The sequence below is a fragment of the Pseudoflavonifractor hominis genome, assembly GCF_014288125.1.
Classification (GTDB): domain Bacteria; phylum Bacillota; class Clostridia; order Oscillospirales; family Oscillospiraceae; genus Pseudoflavonifractor_A; species Pseudoflavonifractor_A gallinarum.
Genome location: NZ_JACOPR010000029.1, coordinates 1 through 1,377, shown reverse-complemented (window position 1 = coordinate 1,377; position 1,377 = coordinate 1). Strand labels below are relative to the sequence as shown.

The window sequence follows — 1,377 nt, the reverse complement described above, 5'->3', positions numbered from 1 at the left end:
ACGCCAGTGGGACGGGATGTCAAGGCGGAGCTATCATATCCCCTCAGCCATCGATCTGAACCGGCGTTACTCAGGCATGCGCTCGGCGAAGTAGACCGCCATCTGGGCGTGAATCACACTCCAGTCCTGCCGCCGTCCGGTCCACTTCTTCGTGATATCCATCATGGCCAGATACAGCATTTTCAGCAGGCTGTCATCGGTGGGAAATACGGATTTGGCTTTGGTCACCTTGCGCAGCTGGCGGTTGAAACCCTCAATGGCGTTGGTGGTATAAATCAGCCGCCGCACCTCCTGAGGGTACTTGAAATAGGTGCTCAGGTTTGCCCAGTTGTCCCGCCAGGACCGGGAGATTTTCGGATATTTCCGGTCCCAGTGCTCCCCGAAGGTATCCAGAGCATCCAGTGCCGCCTGCTCATCTACGGCGGCATAAACTGCTTTCAGATCGGCCATGAGCGCCTTCAAGTCCTTGTAGGACACATACTTGCTGGAATTACGCAGCTGATGGATGATGCAGTTCTGAATTTCGGTTTGAGGAAAGGTTGCATGGATAGCCGCATCAAATCCGGCAAGGTTATCCGTGCAGGCGATGAAAATATCCTCCACACCACGGTTCCGCAGGCCGTTAAGCACGGTCGCCCAGAACTTGGCGCTCTCATTTTCGCCTACCCACATGCCCAGTACATCTTTCCGGCCATCCAGATCAATGCCTATGGCAATATACACCGCTTTCTTTACGATCTGCCCCTCGCTGCGGACATGGTAGTGGATGGCATCCAAAAATACCACGGCGTAGATGGACTCCAAAGGCCGCTGCTGCCACTCTTTGGCCACAGGCAGGATCTTGTCCGTGATCCGGCTGACCGTGCTGTCCGAGACCGAAATACCGTAGATATCCTGAATATGGGTCTCAATATCTCCGGTGGTCATCCCCTTGGCATACATCGACAGGATCTTTTCCTCGATATCCTGGCTGATGCTGGTCTGGTTCTTTTTCAGCACCTGCGGCTCAAACTCGCCTTTCCGGTCCCGAGGCACGGATACTTCTACATCGCCAAAGCTCGTACGCAGCGTCTTACTGCTGTGCCCATTGCGGCTGTTATCCGTGTCCTTATTTTTATAGTCATACTTGCTGTAGCCCAGCTCGTCATCCAGTTCCGCCTCCAGGCCGTTCTCCATGAATTCGGCTATGGTCTCTTTGAACAAGCTCTGGATGTCTTCCATGCTGCCGATGTTCGCCATCTGCAGCAGTTCACGGATTTTCTCCCGCCGGGCTTTTTCTTCCGGCGTGCGATTCTTTCTGGCCATATGTATAACCTCCTGTGTGATGCTTCTATTTTACACCACTCAGGAGGTTTACACATAATTTGAAGAAGTCTC

1 protein-coding gene is annotated in these 1,377 nt (G+C 53.3%); it reads right to left on the bottom strand.

Annotated elements, in window-relative coordinates; genetic code table 11:
- Nucleotides 1-66: 66 nt before the first annotated feature.
- Nucleotides 67-1,305, bottom strand: a complete 1,239-nt coding sequence (locus H8S34_RS14980) for an IS256 family transposase (RefSeq protein WP_087188801.1) — start codon at nucleotides 1,303-1,305, stop codon at nucleotides 67-69.
- Nucleotides 1,306-1,377 lie beyond the last annotated feature (72 nt).